The 19,030-nt window shown below is 66.2% G+C and carries 13 protein-coding genes; 7 read left to right on the plus strand and 6 right to left on the minus strand.

The features are described 5' to 3' along the window. Nucleotides 1-62: 62 nt before the first annotated feature. On the plus strand, nt 63-800 hold the full coding sequence (gene fabG / locus NMB96_RS07525; RefSeq protein ID WP_023905413.1) for a 3-oxoacyl-ACP reductase FabG: 738 nt from the start codon (nt 63-65) through the stop codon (nt 798-800). Nucleotides 801-1,541: 741 nt separating this feature from the next. Here fabG and NMB96_RS07530 read toward each other — a convergent pair. The 5 genes from NMB96_RS07530 to NMB96_RS07550 all read right to left on the minus strand — a co-directional run bounded on the left by NMB96_RS07530 (nt 1,542) and on the right by NMB96_RS07550 (nt 7,291). Next, nucleotides 1,542-2,465, minus strand: a complete 924-nt coding sequence (locus tag NMB96_RS07530) for an IS110 family RNA-guided transposase (protein ID WP_183086592.1) — start codon at nt 2,463-2,465, stop codon at nt 1,542-1,544. Nucleotides 2,466-2,884: 419 nt separating this feature from the next. Next, complete coding sequence (locus NMB96_RS07535; protein ID WP_255086604.1) at nt 2,885-4,507, minus strand: NAD(P)/FAD-dependent oxidoreductase; 1,623 nt, start codon at nt 4,505-4,507, stop codon at nt 2,885-2,887. Next, a complete protein-coding gene (locus tag NMB96_RS07540; RefSeq protein WP_023904721.1) occupies nt 4,507-5,325 on the minus strand; it encodes a glycosyltransferase family 2 protein in 819 nt (272 codons plus the stop codon). Before NMB96_RS07540 ends, NMB96_RS07535 begins: the two co-directional genes overlap by 1 nt. Further along, entirely contained in the window at nt 5,322-6,095 is a 774-nt protein-coding gene (locus NMB96_RS07545; RefSeq protein WP_023904720.1) for a beta-ketoacyl synthase chain length factor, read from the minus strand. Before NMB96_RS07545 ends, NMB96_RS07540 begins: the two co-directional genes overlap by 4 nt. Further along, a complete protein-coding gene (locus NMB96_RS07550) occupies nt 6,095-7,291 on the minus strand; it encodes a beta-ketoacyl-[acyl-carrier-protein] synthase family protein (protein ID WP_043889849.1) in 1,197 nt (398 codons plus the stop codon). The genes NMB96_RS07545 and NMB96_RS07550 overlap by 1 nt, the downstream gene beginning before the upstream one ends. Before the next feature lie 218 nt (nt 7,292-7,509). On the opposite strand from NMB96_RS07550, the gene NMB96_RS07555 reads away from it, so the two are divergent. The 5 genes from NMB96_RS07555 to zwf all read left to right on the plus strand — a co-directional run bounded on the left by NMB96_RS07555 (nt 7,510) and on the right by zwf (nt 15,239). Next, a complete protein-coding gene (locus tag NMB96_RS07555) occupies nt 7,510-7,770 on the plus strand; it encodes a YcgL domain-containing protein (protein WP_104552129.1) in 261 nt (86 codons plus the stop codon). Further along, entirely contained in the window at nt 7,763-11,083 is a 3,321-nt protein-coding gene (locus tag NMB96_RS07560; RefSeq protein WP_255086605.1) for an ankyrin repeat domain-containing protein, read from the plus strand. Before NMB96_RS07555 ends, NMB96_RS07560 begins: the two co-directional genes overlap by 8 nt. 85 nt (nt 11,084-11,168) lie before the next feature. Then, nucleotides 11,169-11,486, plus strand: coding sequence for a YecR family lipoprotein (yecR, locus tag NMB96_RS23520; RefSeq protein WP_225307015.1), 318 nt, complete (start codon nt 11,169-11,171; stop codon nt 11,484-11,486). 130 nt (nt 11,487-11,616) lie between these two features. Beyond that, a complete protein-coding gene (locus tag NMB96_RS07565; protein ID WP_023904714.1) occupies nt 11,617-13,416 on the plus strand; it encodes a glycoside hydrolase family 15 protein in 1,800 nt (599 codons plus the stop codon). Beyond that, the gene (gene zwf / locus NMB96_RS07570) at nt 13,413-15,239 is read left to right on the plus strand and encodes a glucose-6-phosphate dehydrogenase (RefSeq protein ID WP_043889351.1); all 1,827 of its coding nucleotides are present in this window, start codon (nt 13,413-13,415) and stop codon (nt 15,237-15,239) included. Before NMB96_RS07565 ends, zwf begins: the two co-directional genes overlap by 4 nt. 135 nt (nt 15,240-15,374) lie before the next feature. Here zwf and NMB96_RS07575 read toward each other — a convergent pair whose 3' ends face one another. Further along, a complete protein-coding gene (locus NMB96_RS07575; protein WP_023904712.1) occupies nt 15,375-17,186 on the minus strand; it encodes a monovalent cation:proton antiporter-2 (CPA2) family protein in 1,812 nt (603 codons plus the stop codon). A 419-nt stretch (nt 17,187-17,605) separates the two neighbouring features. Here NMB96_RS07575 and mgtE point away from each other — a divergent pair, with 419 nt between their 5' ends. After that, a complete protein-coding gene (gene mgtE / locus NMB96_RS07580; protein ID WP_023904710.1) occupies nt 17,606-18,973 on the plus strand; it encodes a magnesium transporter in 1,368 nt (455 codons plus the stop codon). The last annotated feature ends 57 nt before the right edge of the window (nt 18,974-19,030 follow it).

A 19,030-nucleotide genomic window follows, 5' to 3' on the forward strand; every position in this document is an offset into this window, starting at 1 on the left:
CTGCGAGTCGTTAGGATGACGCTCTTTCCGCCGTCGTTTCTGCGGCTTCCATCGAGGCTTCCATGAGCACATCCATTCCACAGCGCCGCGCACTCGTCACCGGCGGCAGCGGCGATCTTGGCGGTGCGATCTGCCGTCAGCTGGCTGCACAAGGTCGGCACGTGATCGTGCACGCCAATCGCAATATCGCCCGCGCCGATGAAGTGGTCGCAGCGATCGTGGCCGACGGCGGCAGTGCCCAGGCGGTAGCGTTCGATGTGGCCGATGCGCAGGCAAGCGCCGCAGCGCTGGCAAGCTTGCTGGAGGTCGGCCCGATCCAGATCGTGGTCAATAACGCCGGCATCCATGACGATGCACCGATGGCGGGCATGAGCGCCGAGCAATGGCATCGGGTCATCGATGTCTCGTTGCACGGGTTCTTCAACGTCACCCAGCCCTTGCTGCTGCCGATGGCGCGCACGCGTTGGGGCCGTATCGTCAGTGTGTCGTCGGTGGCGGCGGTGCTGGGCAATCGCGGGCAGACCAACTACGCCGCTGCCAAGGCCGCGCTGCACGGCGCCAGCAAATCGCTGTCGCGCGAGATGGCCAGCCGCGGCATTGCAGTCAACGTGGTGGCGCCGGGCGTAATCGAAAGCGAGATGGTCGGCGAGAGTTTCGCGCCGGAGGTGATCAAGCAACTGGTGCCGGCAGGGCGCGTCGGCAAGCCCGACGAAGTCGCAGCATTGGTCGCATTCCTGTGTTCGGAAGCGGCCGGTTACATCAACGGCCAGGTCATCGGCATCAATGGCGGGATGGGCTGAGAGCGGCTACAAAACGACTGCGCTCGCCGCCCAGCGGGCGCGGCCTGCCTTGTAGTTCCCGTCAGCACTCGACCAAGTTGGCAGGTGCGATGCCCTTACCGCCTGCGGGACCGTGTGGCGGCATGGATGCCGCCACCGAGCCTCCAGGGATGGATTCACGGCGTGTCCCGCAGGCGGTGAGGGCATCGCGCCCTCGACCCGCTCGGCTTGGAACATCCAGATTGCGCTGAAGTTCAATATCTCGTTCGCCTTGAGAGGTAATTGAACGGTGCGGATACGTCAGGTGTAAAGCGGCTGATCTGCGGCCTGGTTGCAGGGCCCTTGCCCGCCCACCCTCGCGGGACACGCCGCAAGTACGTCCATGTAGGCTCTTACGCGGCATCCATGCCGCGTAAGGTCCCGCGACGGTGGGCGGGCAAGGACCCGTCGAGTTGATCGGTGTGCGGAGTTTTCAACAAGCATCCCGCAAACTGGCTGGCCCCGTGTCCTGTACTCAATAAAGCAATCAGCAAACTGTCTGGTGCGGTGAGGGCATCGCGCCCTCGACTTCTTCGAGTTTGCTGCAGGGCCCTTGCCCGCCCACCATCGCGGGACACGCCGCAAGTACGTCCATGTAGCAACTGTGTTGATCAGGACCTCAACCCGCGACCTTTGAGCGGTTTCCTTCAGGCGCGTTCATCGGTAGGTGCCGGCCGCTGGCCGGCACGCTTTTTTGCGTTTGCGCATGGCCGTCAAATGCGCTCAGGCGGGCTGCATGGCGGCTCTTTCATCGCGCACGCGCGCATTGAGGATGACCAGCATCTTGCGCATCACCGCCACAAGGGCGACCTTGCCCTCCTTGCCGCGTGCCCGCAGCGCTCTGTAAAAATCGCGCAGACGTGGCTCGTGCCGAGCTGAGGACATGGCCGCCATATACAGCGCCTGTCGGATGTCGGCTCGGCCTCCGCCAATCCCCCGTTTACCTCGCATCGCGCCGCTGTCGCGCGAGAGCGGGGCAACGCCAACCAATCGGGATATCTGCTTTCCGCTGAGCGTCCCAAGCTCTGGTAACCGGCACGCCAGCACGGCCAGCAGCACCGGACCGACCCCTTTGAGCGTCTTCAACGCAGCCAGGTGCGGTTGCTCGGTGAGTAGCGTCTTCAGCTGCCCGGCGATCAGTTTGTCTAACCGCGCCACACTGCGCACAAGCTGGTTCACGTTGCCCTGCAGCAGCTTGCGCAGCGCTTTTTCCGCAACCTGCAGCAGCTGCTGCCTTGCTGTTTTCAACAGATCCACCAGTTGCCGACGGGCACGCACATGCTCGCCCAGATCGCGCTGCCATGGTTCCAGTGGAACATACTGATGGAGCTCCATCTTCTCGGCCATGCAGGCCAACATGGCGGCGTCCAGCCGGTCGGTCTTGGCCAGTCCCAAACCGTTGGCCAAGTTGCGTGCCCGTTGCGCATTGACGCGCGCCACCGGCAATGCGGCGTGATGCAAGGCATCCAGCGCTGCCAGCTCGTAGCCCCCGGTCGCCTCCAGCACCACCTGCCGCACCGACAGCGTATTCAGCCAATCGACAAGCTTCCGATGACCGCCTGCGGTGTTGGTGAACTGACGGGTCTGGCCTCGAAAAACCGCAACGTCAAGAGAGTGTTTGCACACATCGATCCCGATTCCGCTCATGGGAAATCTCCGCTAGGCTAGAAATGTCGAGAGCTCCCTCGCCTGCCCAGTCTTATCGTTTCGAGTGTCACCTCGGGCAACTGTTCGGGCGAATCAAGGGAGAATCCGGCGTGGGTACCAAGCTACACGGCGATCGCTGAGATCCAGGCTCTCACGGTGGCCCACGCCGGCTCTCGACACCTAAACTGCCAGATTCCGAACAGATAAGGCTCTTACGCGGCATCCATGCCGCGTAAGGTCCCGCGACGGTGGGCGGGCAAGGACCAGTGGAGATGGTCGGTGTGCAAGGTTGCGAGCAGTGCATGCCGTGCAGCCATCCACTGAGGTGCGGTCTGATCGGCTCCTTCGCCTGCACCACGCGAAGGTTGAGAAAGCGCGTATCAAGCAAAACGCGCCTTTGTCGGCGCGTTCGAGCAAGCTCACGCCGCGTCGGCGTACCAGGCGGCGGTGAGGATCGGCTCGCCGATAGCATTGGTGGTCAATGCGTCCAGGCCGTGATCCGGCAGTGCGGGATGGCGTTGACGCGCCTGCAGCAGAATCTCGCGCGCCAGTACCGCCATGCGCGCGATGTTGCTGTGGATGCGTGCGGCGAAGGCGTCGTCGTCCAGCGTGTCGTGCAAGGCGCCATTGAGTTCGTTGAACCAACCGATCAGATACTGATCCAGCAGTCGTCCATCGCCGGTGGCCACACCTTGTTCGCTGTTGTGCTGGCCCCAGTCGTGCAGCACGCGTTGCATCGCCAGATTGATGTCGCGCGCGTACAGGAAATCGGTCTTCATGCGTGCGAGCAAGCTCAGATGCGCGATGCGTCCGCTGCAGAACAACGGCGCCAGCAGCGACCAGTAATAGGTGTAATCCCAGATCACCTTGACCGGCATCACCTGCGCATCGCCGAACAACGCGTACTGATCCTGATACAGGGTCAGGGTGTTTTCGTAGAACGAGAAATACAGTTGCTGATACAGCTCCGCGTACGGGCTGAGCGACTTGCCGGCGCGATCGCGGCCGATCAGTTCGCAGATGTAGGTATTGGAGATCGCAATGAAGTCGCTGCCGGGCGAATAGAACGGGTCCAGGAACAAGCCTGCTTCGCCGGTCAGTGCCCAGCGCTGCGGCGAGAACACCTGCTTGCAGCCATACGAGAAGTTGCGCAGGAACAGGAAGTCCTGCAGCCGGTAATCGGCCTTGTCGAGCGTGGCGGCGACCTGCGGCTGATGCGTGCGCAGCCAGGTCATCGCCTTCTCGTGGGTGTTCATGGTCTCCAGCGGATGCAGGGATGCATCGCAGACGATGCCCAGCGAATGCGCGCCGGAGGAGAGCGGAATCAGCCAGAACCAGTAGCCCGGCCCGCACATGTGGTTGGTCGAACGCCAGCGGTCTGGCGGCGTGCAGCGCTGCAGCCAGCTGCTGTCCTGCGACCAGCCATTTGGGTCGATCAGGCCTTCCACGCGCCACCACACCGCATTGGCGTCGTGCGCGTTGTCCTGCGCCAGGCCGAGCTTGCGCTTGAGCAGGCCGGCACGGCCGCTGGCATCCACCACCCAGCGTGCGCTCAGCGTGCCGGGTTCGCCGGCGCGTTCGTAGCGCACTGCGTGGTCGGCGTCGTCGTCTGACAGGTCCACGCCTTTGACGCTGCAACTGTCGACAAAGGTGATGCCTTGCGCGCGGGCGCGCTCGCCGAGGAAATTTTCGAAGCGGCCGCGGTCGATCTGCCACGAGGGCGTCGGCAGGATCTGGCTGACGCCCAGCTCGGTGCAGCGGTCGATGTCCTCTCGCTTGTCGGAAAAGAAGAAGCGGAAGCCGAACTTGCGGATCTGCTCGGCCTCCAGATGCTCGCGCAGGCCCAGCACGTCGGCGAAATAATGCGCGCCGATTTCCACCGTGGATTCGCCGACCTTGAACGCGGCTTCGCGCACGGGGTGGGCGCGCCGTTCCAGCACGGTGATCGCCAGCGCGGGATCGCGTTGACGCAACTGCAGCGCCAGACTCAGGCCGGCCAGGCCACCACCGGTGATCACGACATCTGCGCGCTGTGCATTCATTAGGATTGCTTGCTCTTGGTGACCGATGGAACAGTAGCAAACTCGCCGTCAGCGTCGTCGATCAGCACCGGGTTGGCGCGCACGCGGCGGTATTCGCGCCAGATATGCCCGTAGTTCCAGGCTTGGGCGACCACATGCGAGGTGATTTCCCACAGATCGCGCACCAGGCGGAAATGGCTCTTGCGAAACGTGCCTGGCGAAGTGCCGGCGTAACGGGTTTCGATCGGCACCGCGACCACGCGCGCACCGGCCTGGCGTGCAGCGGAAATCAGCAATTGCGCTTCGAACACGAAGCCTTCGCCGGGCACGTTGGGCAAGGTGAACACCGAGGCTGGGTAAAGACGTTGGCCGCTCTGGCTATCGACCAGCTGGAAGCCGCAGGCCCAGGCGATGCCCCAGTCGCCGAAGTCGTTGCCAATGCGGCGGATGGTGGGCTGGGTGGCGCGCTTGCGCATGCGTGCGCCGACGATCACGCAGCCGGGATGGCGGTTGGCCGCGGCCAACAGACGTGGGAAATCTGCCGCCTTGTGCTGCCCATCGCCGTCCATGGTCATCACCGCGCGCATGCCCATCCGCTGCGCTTGCGCAAAACCGCTACGCAACGCGGCGCCCTTGCCCATGCGCTGCGGATGCCGGATCAAGGTGATCGGCAGGTCGGCGATGCAATCGGCGGTGCCATCGTCGGAGCCGTCGTCGATCACGATCACGTTGGAGCAATAGGTGAGCGCATCGTTGACCACTTCGCGGATGCGCAGCGATTCGTTCAAGGCCGGCACCAGGATCGCGGTGTCTTCGCGGCTCAATGGCTGCCTGCTCATCGCTGGATCTCCACGCGCAGCACCCGGCCCGGGCCGGCGTACAGCGCCACGCTGTCGCCTGCAGCGGCGATCAGGTCGAACAGCGGCAGCATCGGCGCCATCGCGTTGTTGGCGACATGCCGCGACAGCGGGCCCTCGCCCGGGGAAGGCGTGCCGTCGTCCAGACGCGCCCGCAGCTGCAGCTTGCCGGCCTGGCCAGGCGCTCCCAGCACCAGCGCACCGCCAAGCAACCCCTGGCTGGGTGCGACCCGGCCCAGCGGCCCGACCGAGCGGGCGTCGTAGCTGGCCAGCAGCACCGCGTCCATGCCGGCGGCGCGCTGTACCAGCGCTTCCAGCAGGCCTTGCGCGAAGCTGGCCCGGCTGGCGCTGATCGCAGTGGTCGGGGTCATCGCCCCGGCGCCGATGGTCCAGTAGCCAGCCGCGGCGTTGTGCACCGAGTTGTGGAACTTGGTCGGCGAGATCGCCGACGGGTCGCTGGCCAGCGTGGTGCACATGTAATCGGAGATGGCCAGGTCGCCGTAGGTGGAGGTGAAGATCGACGGCAGGCTGGCCGGATCGCGGCCGGCGGCGGTGCAGGCGGCCAGCGCGGCCTCCAGCGAGACCGCCACCGTGTCCGGTGCGCGACGGCGCTCGTTGGCGGCCAGCAGCTGCGGCGCCGGGCGTGCTCCGGTGTCCTGCAGCGCGCCGCCGCGCACGAACGCCGCAGCGGCGTCCCAGCTCGGCAGGCCCTGGGTCCAGAAGCCGATCCCCTCGATGGTGGCAGCCAGCATCAGCGGGCCCGCCCGAACAGCAGCGAGCAGTTGTTGCCGCCAAAACCGAAGGAGTTGTTCATGGCGTAATCGATCTTGGAATGGGCGTTGTCGAAACGGATCTGCGGGCCGCAGGCGGGGTCGGGTACGGCGCTGTTGAGCGTGCCCGGCAGCACGCCATCGCGCAGCGCCAGCAACGCGATCACCGATTCGACGATGCCGGCCGCGCCCAGGGTGTGGCCGGTCCAGGCCTTGGTCGAGCTGGCGTGCAGGGTGGCGGGAAAGATCGCCGCCACGGCGGCCGCTTCCACGCTGTCGTTGGCCGGCGTGGCGGTGCCATGCAGATTCAGATAGCCCACCGCTGCCGGCTCCAGGCCGGCGCGTTCGAGCGCGCCGCGCATCGCCAACTGCGCGCCCAGGCCTTGCGGATGCGGGGCGGACATATGGTGCGCATCGCTGGATTCGCCATAGCCGTACACCCACAACGTCGCGTCCGGTGCGGCGGCGGGGCGTTCGAGCATGGCAAAGCCGCCGGCCTCGCCCAGGCTCATGCCGACCCGGCGCGCATCGAACGGCTGGCACAGCTCCGGCGCCACCACTTGCAGCGAGTTGAAGCCGAACAGCACGCTGCCGCACAAGGTGTCCACACCGCCGACCAAGGCTGCGTCGACCACGCCGGCGTCGATCAGGCGCGCTGCCTGGGCGAACACCTTGGCGCTGGACGAACAGGCGGTGGCCACGGTCACGCAGGGGCCGCGCAGGCCGGTGGCGTGTTGCACGAAGTCGCCCAGCGAATGCGGGGTGTGCACGATCGGGCGATTCAAGTCATCCGGAAAACGCGCGCCCTCGGCATCTTCGACCAGACGCGTATAGGCCTCTTCGCTGGCACCGATGCTGGAGGTGGAGGTGCCGATGATCACCGCCACGCGTTCGGCGCCGTAGCGCTGCGCGGCCGCCTGCACGGCAGCGGCCATGCCGTCTTGCTGCAGGGCCAACCAAGCCAGGCGGTTGTTGCGGCAGTCCCAGCCTTGCAGGGATTCGGGCAGTACCACGGCTTCCACGCCGTCGACGCGGCCGATCCAGCACGGCAGCGGTTGCGGGCCGAAATCGTTGCGGCGCATACCGCTGCGGCGGGCTGTCAGGGCGGCGGCCTGGGCGTGGAGCCCGGCGCCGAGCGCGGTGGTGGAGGTGAAAGCGGTGACGGCGACCGGGGCCATCTGGGACGAATGCTGCGCGTGGCTCACGGTGGTCTGGCTGGCAAAAAGTGTGCTCAGTATATCGATGGTGTGTCCGCGGCCCGTCGATGGCGCAACTGAACGTGCCGGTCATGTCGCTGACGCTGCTGGGATTTTTCGCAACGGCCGCGCTTTCGCCATGGGCGCAATTGGGACACAATCCTGCGACACACTTCTAAAACGAGCGCGACCACGCGCGCATGCACGCCTACGTCTATAAAAGCCAACGCAAGCAGGACACCTTCGTCTATCTCGCCATGCGTGACGACTTCTCCGGTCTTCCCGCCGCCGTGCACGCGCAACTGGCGCCGTTCGCGTTCGTGCTGGAGGTGGCGTTGACGCCGCAGCGCCGTCTGGCCCAGGCCGATGCAGCGACGGTGCTTGAAGCGCTCAGCAAGCACGGTTTCTACCTGCAACTGCCCAAGACGGTGGTGCTGGCGGGCGAGTGCGACTATGACTGAGGCCACGCGTGCCGCGCGGTGGCGCGCCGCAGCGCTGGCCGGCGCGGCCGGGGTGGTGTTGTCGTTGCTGGGCGGCGTTGGCGGCAGCGTTGCTGCGGTGACGCTGTGGCTGGCGCAGCCGGCGTTCGCGCTGGCGGTGTCGTGGGCGCGTGGCACGCGCGCATTGCCGAGCCAGCCGCGTGCGATCGCGCAGGCGCTGCCGCCGCTGCTGGCGATCTGGGGCGTCGGTCTGTTGGCCCTTGCCGCCTTGATCACCTGGCCGCTGACTGCCTTGCGCGACAGCGGCAGCCTGGCCGCTGCGTTGGCGCTGAGCGTTGCGGTCAGCGCCGCGCTGCTCGGGCTATGGCGGACCTGGCCGCTGTGGGGCGAGGTCGAGCGCGACGGCGGCGCCCTGGCGCCGCGGTGGCACGCGCTGGCCACACAAGAGTTGCATGCCTGGCGCGGTCTGCTGGCCGCCGCATTGGTGCTGGCGATGTGCACGCTGGCCGTGGCGCTGGCCTGGCCGGGCTGGTTGTCGAGCAGCCTGCGCTGGAGTCTGGCGATCGCCGCCAGCGTGCTATTGCCGGCGGCCCATCTGCTGTTGCAACGCACCGCCGCACCGGCACGCAGCGACACCCCGGTGGCCCGGCAGGCCGCCGATTTCTTCTCCGAAGCCGCGGCCGAACCGCGCCCGTTGGAGCCGGTGGCCCAGCACCAGCTGGTGCCCGAATTGTTCGAAGCCGCGCGCAGTGGACGCGTGGACCGCGCGCTGCAGCTGCTGGAGGCCGGCGCCGACCCGCAGGCGATGCCGCTGCCGGAATGGCGCGATCAACGCAGCCTGCCCGCGCTGGCCGCGGTGTTGCCGGATCTGCGCCTGCTGCGCGAGCTGATCGTGCGCCGCGTCGACGTCAACCAGCCGCATCGCGGCATGACGCCGTTGCTGGCCGCCACGCGCGACAGCTGGCATGGCCGCCCCGACGCGGTGATGACGTTGCTGGCCAACGGCGCCGACCCGCGCGCCACCGACAACGACGGCAATACGCCGCTGCATCACGCCGTGCGCAGTTCCGACCCGGGCGTGGCCGCGCTGCTGCGCGATGCCGCCGCCGAGCTCGACGCGCTCAACAACGAAGGTCATTCGCCGTTGGCGATGGCCTGCCAGGTCGGCAACTGGCGGCTGGCCAAGTTTCTGCTGGAACGCGGCGCGCATTCCGAACCAGAAGGTGGCGCGCCGGTGTTGCTGGCCGCCGCCGGCACCGAGGAAGACGACCCGGCCGGCGTGCAGTTGCTGCTCAAGCACAAGGCGCGCGTGGATGCGCGCGACCGCCAGCGCCGCAGCGCCCTGCACGAAGCCGCGTTGGCCGGGCATGGCGATATCGTCGAAGCGTTGTTGTCGGCCGGTGCCAATCTGGAAGCGCGCGACTTGCTCGGCCGCACGCCATGGCTGGACGCAGCGCGGCAGGCACGGAGCGCGGTGCTGGAACGGCTGGTCGCACGCAAGGCCGATGTGCTGGCCATCGATGGCGACGGCCGCAATGCAGTGATGCTGGCCTGCGCCGCCGACCGCGTGTCGCCGGCCTTGATCCGGCGCCTGCTCGATCTGCAGGTGCCGGCCGACAGCGTCGATGCACATGGTCGCCGCGCAGTGGATGTGGCCGCCGAAGCCGGGCGCTGGGCGATCGTGCAATTGCTCGATCCTGCGTATCCGCTGCCGGCTGCCGTCAGCGATGGACACGGCGATACCCCCGGCGTTGCGGTACTGCCCGATCGCCCGCCATTAGTGCTGTTGCGCGAAGGCCTGCAGTTCGGTCAACGCGATGGCCTGGACGCATTGGCCAGACTGTGCGGCCCGGAAGAACTCGGCGGCTTGCTGCACGATGCGCATCTGGCCTTGAACGCCGAGGCCGTGGACTGGCTGCTCCGCCACGGCGCCGATGCCGACGTGCGCGATGCCTGCGGCGATGTGCCGATGTTTGCGCTGCTCTCGCGTGGTGTGGAGGCGGTGCCGGCACTGCAGGCGCTGCTGCGCCATGGCGTCTCGCCCGCAGGCGCCGGCGGCCTGACCCGCCTGCTTAGCGCCTGCGTGCAGCACGATGCGGCATCGCGCGGGCTGGAACAGTTCGCGCTGGAATTGCTCGAACGCGGCGCCGACCCGTTTGCCGCGTCGGCGGCCGGCGACCCGCCGTTGTCGCTTGCGGTGCGGCTGGGCTGGCTGCGCCTGCAACAGTGGTTGCTGGAACACGGCGTGGACCGCGAGGCACGCGACAGCCACGGCATGACTGCGCTGCATCTGGCCACCGCGCTGGGCCGCGAAGCCTCGCTGAAATTGCTGGTCAAACAAGGCGCCTCGCCGGAAGCGCGCGCGGCCGACGGGCAGACCCCGCTGGGCGTGGCGCTGTCGATCGGCCGCCGCGATCTGGCCGATTGGCTGGACTGGCGGATCTGGTCGCTGCCGCACCGCACGCTACGCGAAGCCGACGTGCCGGCTGCCGCCATGACCGGCGACACCGATGCGGTGCGGCGGCTGATCGATCTCGGCCTGCCAGTCGATGCGATCGACGCGCAAGGCTGCACTGCGCTGTTGCGCGCTGCCGGTGGCGGCCATCTCGGCGTGGTGGCGCATCTGCTCGGGCGCGGCGCCGATCCGCAACGCGCGGCCAATAGCGGCGCCACGCCGTTGTCGGCGGCGGTAAGCATGCGTCAGACCGAGATCGTGGCCGCCCTGCTGCAAGCCGGCGCGCAGATCGAACATCGCCTGCCCGGCGGCGTCACCGTGCTGATGCTGGCCTGCGCGCTGGGCCTGCCGGATATCGTGGCGCGCCTGCTCACTGCGGCGGCCGATGTGCACGCCAACGACGACCAAGGCCTGGCGCCGCTGCATTGCGCCGCGCTGTACGGGTTCACCGCGCGCGACAAGAGCCGCCTGCTGGCCTTGCTGGATACCCTGCTGCTGGCCGGCGCCGACCCCGAGTATCTGGCCGGTGGCCGGGTCAGCCCGTTGCTGCTGTTGCTGGGCGCACGCGCCGAACCGGGTACCGCCTGCGACGAACAGGTGGTGCTGGCCGGCGTCGAACGCCTGCTCGACGAAGACGTCTCGCTGGATGTGGCCGATCAACGCGGCTTCGGCCCGCTGCATCTGGCTGCGTTGCACGGCTTGCCCTTGCTGGTGCAGCGCCTGTTGCGTGCCGGCGCCGATGGCGACCGCCGCGACGCGCTCAACCGCACCCCGCGCGAGATCGCGATCATGCGCGGCTTCATCGATGTGGCCGGGCAGTTCGAGCCCGCCTTGCCGGGTGTGTCCTCGATGGCGCGCTTCCTGCGCGAAGGCCGCTGAGCCAGCGCGGCGGCGCAAAGGAAGTGGCGCATGTTAAATTTTCCCGAAAGGACATCAGGGGAAAGAAATGCGTTTGATGCTTTTGATGACATCTGTATTTTTCGTGCTCGTTGTCACCGGATGTGCGACAAAGAGAGAGCTTCTCGTCACAGGCGCTAGTCGGTCGGACGGGGTTATCAAACTCTCCTACGAGCGAAACGAATTTCAGCGGGTATCGTATGATGACCAGAAAGCTCAAGATTTAGCCGCACAAAAGTGCGCAGCCTGGGGTTACAAGGGCGCAGAGTCCTTTGGTTCAGAAGAAAGTACGTGTTTATCGCGGCGAGGGTTTGGCAACTGCGGCAGTAGGCAAGTCACCGTGGCTTACCAATGCCTCGGAGCTCCGGGCGATCAACAAAAATAGTTCGGTACTGATCCGCCGGCTGGAACACACGGTGCCACCGTTGCTGCGTCTGCCGGCGCAGTCGTAACCCGATCCCGACACTGCGCGTGCAAGACTGGGCGTTCCCTCGCACGAAGGAAGCGCCTCTACGATGAGCGTGCGTATCGAAGACCACGCCATGCTGGGCAATTGCCACAGCGCGGCCCTGGTCGACCACTGCGGCACCATCGACTGGCTGTGTCTGCCACGTTTCGATTCCGATGCGTTTTTTGCATCCCTGCTGGGCGATGAGCAACACGGGCAATGGGCGTTGTCGCCGGTCGCCGCATTTCGCAGCGAACGCGCTTACGAAGACGACAGTCTGGTGCTGTGCACGCACATGCATACCGACACCGGCACGGTGGAACTGGTCGACTTCATGGTCGCCAGCGATGAGAGCGACAGCCACCAGCATCTGGTGCGGATCGTGCGTTGCGTGCAGGGCGAAGTGCCGATGCACATGCGGCTGACGTTTCGCTTCAACTATGGCCGTACGGTGCCGTGGGTCACCGGCATCGAGGGTGGCATTCGCGCCATCGCCGGTCCCGACCAACTCGCGTTGCGCTCACCGCAGCAACTGCACGGCGAAGACCTGGGTACCGAGGCAGACTTCACGCTGCGTGCGGGCGAAAGCACCTGGTTTCTGCTCAGTCATGGGTTATCGCATCAGCCGACGCCGGCGGCGATCGATCCGGAACAGGCGCTGCAAAAGACCACCGCGTTCTGGCATGGCTGGGCACGTCGCTGTACCGATGTCGGTCCATGGACCGAGCAGGTACGGCGTTCGCTGGTGGTATTGAAGGGGCTGAGCTATCTGCCCACCGGTGGCATCGTCGCCGCGCCCACGGCCTCGCTGCCCGAGCATCTGGGCGGCACCCGTAACTGGGATTATCGCTACTGCTGGCTGCGCGATTCGGTGTTCACGCTGATCGCGTTGCTGCAGGCCGGCTATCGCGATGAAGCCGCGGCGTTTCGCGATTGGGTGCAACGCACCATTGCCGGTTCGCCGGATCAACTGCAGGCGTTGTACGGCATCGCCGGCGAACGCCGGCTGCAGGAATGGGAAGCGGATTGGTTGCCCGGCTACGAAAACTCCGGCCCGGTACGCATCGGCAACGGTGCAGTGGATCAGTTCCAGCTCGATGTGTATGGCGAGTTGATCGGCGCGTTCCATTACGCGCGCGAGAAGGGCGTGGCGCCGCCGTCCGATGACGATGGCTCGTCGGCATCGCTGCTGGAAAAGATCCTGGATACGCTCGAAGACCTGTGGCGCCTGCCCGATGAAGGCATCTGGGAAATCCGCGACGAGCGCCGTCATTTCGTGCATTCCAAAGTGATGGCCTGGCTGGCGTTCGATTGCGGCGCGCGCGATGGCATCACCAATGCCGATGCAGAAAAACGCGCACACTGGGGCCGGCTTGCCGAGGAAATCCGTGCTGAAGTGCTGGAAAACGGCGTGCATCCGGATGGTCACTTTGTGCAGAGCTATGGCTCCGACCGCCTGGATGCCTCGCTGCTGCTGATTCCGATCGTGGGATTCTTGCCGCCGGAGGATCCGCGCATCGCCGCCACCGCCGATGCCATCGCACGCGATCTGACCATCGATGGATTGGTCGAGCGCTATCGCGCCGACGACAGCGCCGATGGCCTGCCGGCCGGCGAGGGCACCTTTCTTGCCTGCAGCTTCTGGCTGGTGGAAAACTATGCATTGCTCGGGCGCACCGAGCAGGCGCGCGTATTGCTCGAGCGCCTGCTCGGATTGTGCAACGACGTGGGCCTGCTCGCCGAAGAGTACGACCCGCGCAGCAAACGCATGCTTGGCAACTTCCCGCAAGGGTATTCCCACGTGGCCCTGGTCAATGCGGCATTGCGCCTGCACGGACGCATGGGCGAAAAGGAAACACGTCCATGAATGAGCAAGAGACCACCCCGCCGTGCATCATCGTGGTGCTGGGCGCACGCGGCGATCTGACCAAGCGCCTGGTGATGCCGGCGCTATACAACCTGCGCCGGGCCGGTGCGTTGGGCGAGCAGTTCGCCATCGTCGGCATGGACCACGGCGATATCAGCGAGCGTTCGTGGCGCACGATGATGGGTCAGTCGATGACCGAGCTGCTCAGCAGCCGCGATGCCGAATTCCAGACCGACGAGTTCGACACTGACACCTGGGAGTGGCTGCGCGAGCGCATGCATTATCTGCGCGGCGATTTTACTGATTTAGGTGCCTATCAAGCGCTGGATGGCGTACTGGAGAAACTGCACAAGCGCTACGGCACTCAGGGCAATGTGCTGTTCTATCTGGCCACCGCCGCACGTTTCTTCGAGCCGGTGCTGCTCAACCTGGGCGAAGCCGGGCTGGTCAAACAGCGCGAGGGCCAGGGCTGGCGGCGGGTGATCGTGGAAAAACCGTTCGGCCACGATCTGCCCAGCGCCGTCGCGCTCAACGCCACCGTCGCCCGCGTGCTGCATGAGGATCAGGTATTCCGCATCGACCATTTCCTCGGCAAGGAAACCGTGCAGAACATTCTGGCGTTCCGTTTTGCCAATGGCTTGTTCGAGCCGGTGTGGAATCGCGACCGCATCGATCATGTGCAGATCACCGCCGCCGAAACCATCGGTGTGGAAGGCCGTGGACGTTTCTACGATCCCACCGGCTGTTTGCGCGACATGGTCCCGAACCATCTGTTCCAGTTGCTGGCGATGATTGCGATGGAACCGCCGGCCGCCTTCACCACCGAAGCCATGCACCGCCGCCGCGCGGAAGTGATCGAAGCAGTACGCCCGATCAAGCCCGAAGACGTGGTGCGCGGCCAGTACGCCTCCGGCGCGGTGAGCCGCAGTGCGGTGCCGGGGTATCGCGAAGAAGACACCGTGCCGGAGGATTCGGAAACCGAAACCTATGTGGCGATGAAGCTGCAGGTCGACACCTGGCGCTGGGCCGGCGTGCCGTTCTACCTGCGCACCGGCAAGCGGCTGCGCGAGCGCACCACCGAGATCGCGATCCGCTTCAAGCCAGCGCCGCTGGCACCGTTCCGTAGTACCGAAGTCGGCGGGTATGGCCCCGACTGGCTGGTGCTGCATATTCAACCTGATGAGGGCATCTCGCTGCAGTTCGACGTCAAGCGCCCGGGCGCGCAAGTCGCGCTGGCACCGGTACGCATGGACTTCCGCTACCGCGACTGGTTTCCCAAGGAATACACGGTGGGCTACGAGCGCCTGCTGCAGGACTGCATGAAAGGCGAGGCCGGCCTGTTCCAGGATGCGGCCATGGTGGAAGCCGCCTGGCGCATCGTGCAGCCGATCCTGGATGCCTGGAAACAACCGCCAAGCGACTTCCCCAATTACGCCGCCGGCAGCGCCGGCCCGTCGGCCGCCGATGCCTTGCTGGCGATGAATGGCGGGCACGCCTGGCGCGCGCTCACCCCGGGCCGCAAGCCACCGCCGCGTCGCGCACCCGAAGCGCGCAGCAGCGCTGCAACGCCGATCAAGAAAGCCACCAAAAAGATCGCGAAGAAAGCGAGCAAGGCGACACCCAAACGTGCCGCCGCACCTGCTGCAAAATCCGCTCAAGGCGCGGCCGGTTCGCACGGTAAGGTGGCAAAGACATCCGTCACCAAGCGCGCGACGAAGAAGGTCGCAAAAGCCGCAGCGAAGACCGTGAGCAAAGCGGCGGCTGGCAAGAGCGCAGCGAAGAAGTCGGCCAGCAAGACCGCAGTGCGCACACCGCGCAGCTGAGTGATGCGATCAACATGCAGCCGCTGCGATCGTGCGGCGGCTGTGTGTGCAGAAAATCCTGTAGGAGCGCGCTTGCGCGCGACGAGGCGTTACCGATAACGCCTCATCGCGCGCAAGCGCGCTCCTACGCAAAGCTCAGCGATCGGGCGTTACCGGTGCGGGTTCGGCATCCACATCCGCCTTGACGTCGGCTTCGAACAGATTCATCAGATCTGCGCGTGCATCGCGCGAGGTCTGGATCACCTTGGCTTCGTCGTCATAGACCAGGTGTTGGCGATGCAGCAACTCTTCGTCGTGCTGGCGAAACCGTTTGACGTGATCCTTGGCAACCGCTTCGCCGAGGCCGAGCGAGGTGAACACGCGTTCGCTCAGCTCCAGGCTGGAGGCGAATACCTCGCGGAACGGTTCGGCGCCCAGATCCATCAGTTTCCAGGCGTGCTGGCGATTGCGTGCACGTGCCAGCACCGTGGCCTGCGGGTACAGGCGGCGGATCAGCCGCACCGCCTTGATGTTGGTCTCCGGATCGTCCACCGCGATCACGAACACCTTGATGCGGTCGGCGCCGGCGGCGCGCAGCAGTTCCGGGCGGGTGGGGTCGCCGTAGTACAACTGGCTGCCGAAGCGGCGCAAATCTTCCACGGTGTCCGGATTGTGTTCCAGCGCCACGAACGGCACATGCCGCGCGGTGAGCAGGCGCGCAACGACCTGACCAAAGCGGCCCATGCCGGCGACCAGCACCTTGGGCGTTTGCGCATCGATGGTGTCGAACGGGCGGTCGGACTTGGGCGCATGCAGCCGCAGCGGCCCGTTGAGGATGCGCTGCATGCCCAGCAGCAACAGCGGCGTCAGCGCCATCGACACGCCGACAATGGCCACCAGGCGGTCGTGGTTGGCGCGCTCCAGCAAGCCGACGCGATCGGCCTCGTTGAACACCACAAAGGCAAATTCGCCGCCCAGCCACAACACGCTGCCCAGCATCAGGCTGCTGCGCAGCGGCAGCTTGGCCACCGTGCCGATACCGACCAGCAGCGAGAACTTCACCACCAGCAGGATCGCCACGCCGCTGGCGATCAGCCATGGCTCGGCGACCACCCGGTTCAGATCGATGCCCATGCCGACCGAGATGAAGAACAGCCCCAGCAGCAGGCCTTCGAATGGCTCGATCTGCGATTCGAGCTCGTGGCGGAATTCCGAATCGGCCAGCAGCACACCAGCCAGAAACGCGCCCAGGCTGGCGCTCAATCCGGCTTCCTGCATGATCCAGGCGGTGCCCAGCACCACCAGCAAGGCGCTGGCGGTGAACACTTCCGGCATGCGCGTGCGCGCCACCATGTTGAACAGATAGCGCAGCACGAAGCGCCCGCATAGGATCACCAGCGCCAATGCCGCGACCGCCTTGGCCACATCCGGCCATTCCAGCGTGGCGTTCTTGCTGCCACCGAGCAGCGGAATGGCCGCCAGCAATGGAATGGCGATCAGATCCTGAAACAGCAAAATGGCGAACGCCAGGCGCCCGTAGTCGCTGCCCAGCGCCTTGCGTTCGGCCAGCAGCTGCAGGCCCACTGCAGTGGACGACAACGCCAGCGCCACGCCGACGATCAACGCGCTCTTCCAGCCCAGGTTGCCGAGCATCAGCAAGCCGCCCAGGATCAGCGTGGTCACCACCACCTGGGTGGCGCCGGCGCCGAACACCGAATGGCGCATCACCTTCAAACGCGACGGCGACAGTTCCAGGCCGATCACGAACAGCAGCATCACCACACCGATTTCGGCTGCGCCGCTGATGCGTTCGGCGTCCTGCACCACGCCCACGCCGTCGGGCCCAAGCACCACGCCGGCGACCAGATAGGCCAATACCGCACCCAGCCCGAAGCGCTTGAACACCGGCACCGCCACGATGGCGGCCAGCATCAGCACCAGAGCCAGTTCCAGACCGCCGCTATGCATGCGCACTCTCCGTTGAGGTGCGCATTATGCCGCGCACTGCCGCTGACCAGCTGGCACCGACGTGTTCAAGGCCGCGGCCAGCGCACCGTTGTCGCAACCACCGCACGCATCTGCGCCGTCGGCCCACGCTCGCTGCCATCTCGATGAGACGCACCCTCCTGCGCATGTTGCGCGCGGGCAAGATCGGCGGACTGCACGCTCGCTTAAACGTGCCTCGTGCGAGCCATTGACCAAGCCGGCTCAGGCGCGCAGACTGCGCCCCGCCGCCGACCGGATCACCGGTCGGTACGCACTTTTCGGAGCCTTTCTCATGTCCAGCGACAGTCACCCTAGACCCGGGTCGATGACCCAGCTGGCGCGCGCCTGAGGCTTTGGGTTCGCCGGCTGTCATCGACGACGGTCGTCACCAGGCGAACCCCATGTACAACGAAACCCTGCGCCTTGCCCAAGGCGTCAACGCCTTGATCGCACCCCTGGCCGAGCGCAACACGGCCGATGCGGTGGAATATCTCAACACCCTCGACCGCGACGAGGCCGCGCACGTGCTGGCCGCGCTGCCGCAGCCGCGTGCGGTGAAATTGCTCGAACAACCCGAGCTGCACGATGCCAGCGCGTTGGTCGCGCAACTGCCGGCCGAACAGGCCGCCTCCTTGCTCGGGCAGATGGCCGACGACCGCGCCACCGACATCTTCCATGGCCTGGACGCCGACCAGCGCGCGCCGCTGCTGTGGCTGCTCAGTGCCGAGGCGCGGCTGTCGATCCAGGCGCTGATGCGCTACCCGCCCAACACCGCCGGTGCGCTGATGACCACCGAGTTCGTGGCGGTGCCGGCCGACTGGACGGTAGGCCGCACCCTGCAGCACATCCGCGAGGTGGAGCGCAGCCGCGAGACGGTGTATGCGATCTATCTGCTGGACCCGCACAGCCGCGTGCTGACCCAGGTGGTCACCATGCGCCGGCTGATCACCGGCGCAGACGACGCACCGATCCTGGAGGTGGCGCAGGTCAACCCGCCGGTCACGGTGGACCCGGCGCTGGACCAGGAGGAAGTCGCGCGCCTGATCCGTCGCCACGACCTGCTGGCGATCCCGGTGGTGGATGCGCACGGCCACATGCTCGGCATCGTCACCGTGGACGATGTGCTGGATGCATTGATCGCCGAATCCACCGAAGACGTGCACAAGTTCGGCGGCATGGAAGCACTCGACAAGCCGTACATGCAGATCGGGTTTGGCCAGATGATCAAGAAGCGCGCCGGCTGGTTGAGCGTGCTGTTCCTGGGCGAAATGCTCACCGCCAGCGCCATGCAGCACTTCGAGGACGAGTTGTCCAAGGCGGTGGTGCTGACCCTGTTCATTCCGTTGATCATGAGCTCGGGCGGCAACTCCGGTTCGCAGGCCACCTCGCTGCTGATCCGCTCGCTTGCGTTGCGCGAAATCCGCCTGGGCGACTGGTGGAAAGTGGCGCTGCGCGAGCTGCCCACTGGGCTGACCTTGGGCACGATCCTGGGCCTGCTGGCGATCGTGCGCATCACCATCTGGCAGACCGCCGGCCTGTACGACTACGGCCCGCATTGGCAGATGGTGGCGCTGACCATCGGCGCGGCCCTGATCGGCATCGTCACCTTCGGTTCGCTGTCCGGCTCGATGCTGCCATTCGTGCTGCAACGGCTCGGCTTCGACCCGGCCAGCGCCTCGGCGCCGTTCGTGGCCACCTTGGTGGATGTCACCGGCTTGGTGATCTATTTCAGCATCGCTGCCGCGATTCTCAGCGGCACGTTGTTGTAGCGCTGCGGTCAAAGAGCGTGGGGCGGTGGCGCGCGACGCGTTGCGCGCCGCCAGGCC

The sequence above is a fragment of the Xanthomonas hortorum genome (assembly GCF_024339125.1).
Classification (GTDB): domain Bacteria; phylum Pseudomonadota; class Gammaproteobacteria; order Xanthomonadales; family Xanthomonadaceae; genus Xanthomonas; species Xanthomonas hortorum.

Coding starts and splice junctions, on each gene's coding strand:
- fabG (WP_023905413.1), top strand. CDS start 63: ATGAGCACATCCATTCCACAGCGCCGCGCACTCGTCACCGGCGGCAGC.
- NMB96_RS07530 (WP_183086592.1), bottom strand. CDS start 2,465: ATGAGCGGAATCGGGATCGATGTGTGCAAACACTCTCTTGACGTTGCG.
- NMB96_RS07535 (WP_255086604.1), bottom strand. CDS start 4,507: ATGAATGCACAGCGCGCAGATGTCGTGATCACCGGTGGTGGCCTGGCC.
- NMB96_RS07540 (WP_023904721.1), bottom strand. CDS start 5,325: ATGAGCAGGCAGCCATTGAGCCGCGAAGACACCGCGATCCTGGTGCCG.
- NMB96_RS07545 (WP_023904720.1), bottom strand. CDS start 6,095: ATGCTGGCTGCCACCATCGAGGGGATCGGCTTCTGGACCCAGGGCCTG.
- NMB96_RS07550 (WP_043889849.1), bottom strand. CDS start 7,291: ATGGCCCCGGTCGCCGTCACCGCTTTCACCTCCACCACCGCGCTCGGC.
- NMB96_RS07555 (WP_104552129.1), top strand. CDS start 7,510: ATGCACGCCTACGTCTATAAAAGCCAACGCAAGCAGGACACCTTCGTC.
- NMB96_RS07560 (WP_255086605.1), top strand. CDS start 7,763: ATGACTGAGGCCACGCGTGCCGCGCGGTGGCGCGCCGCAGCGCTGGCC.
- yecR (WP_225307015.1), top strand. CDS start 11,169: ATGACATCTGTATTTTTCGTGCTCGTTGTCACCGGATGTGCGACAAAG.
- NMB96_RS07565 (WP_023904714.1), top strand. CDS start 11,617: ATGAGCGTGCGTATCGAAGACCACGCCATGCTGGGCAATTGCCACAGC.
- zwf (WP_043889351.1), top strand. CDS start 13,413: ATGAATGAGCAAGAGACCACCCCGCCGTGCATCATCGTGGTGCTGGGC.
- NMB96_RS07575 (WP_023904712.1), bottom strand. CDS start 17,186: ATGCATAGCGGCGGTCTGGAACTGGCTCTGGTGCTGATGCTGGCCGCC.
- mgtE (WP_023904710.1), top strand. CDS start 17,606: ATGTACAACGAAACCCTGCGCCTTGCCCAAGGCGTCAACGCCTTGATC.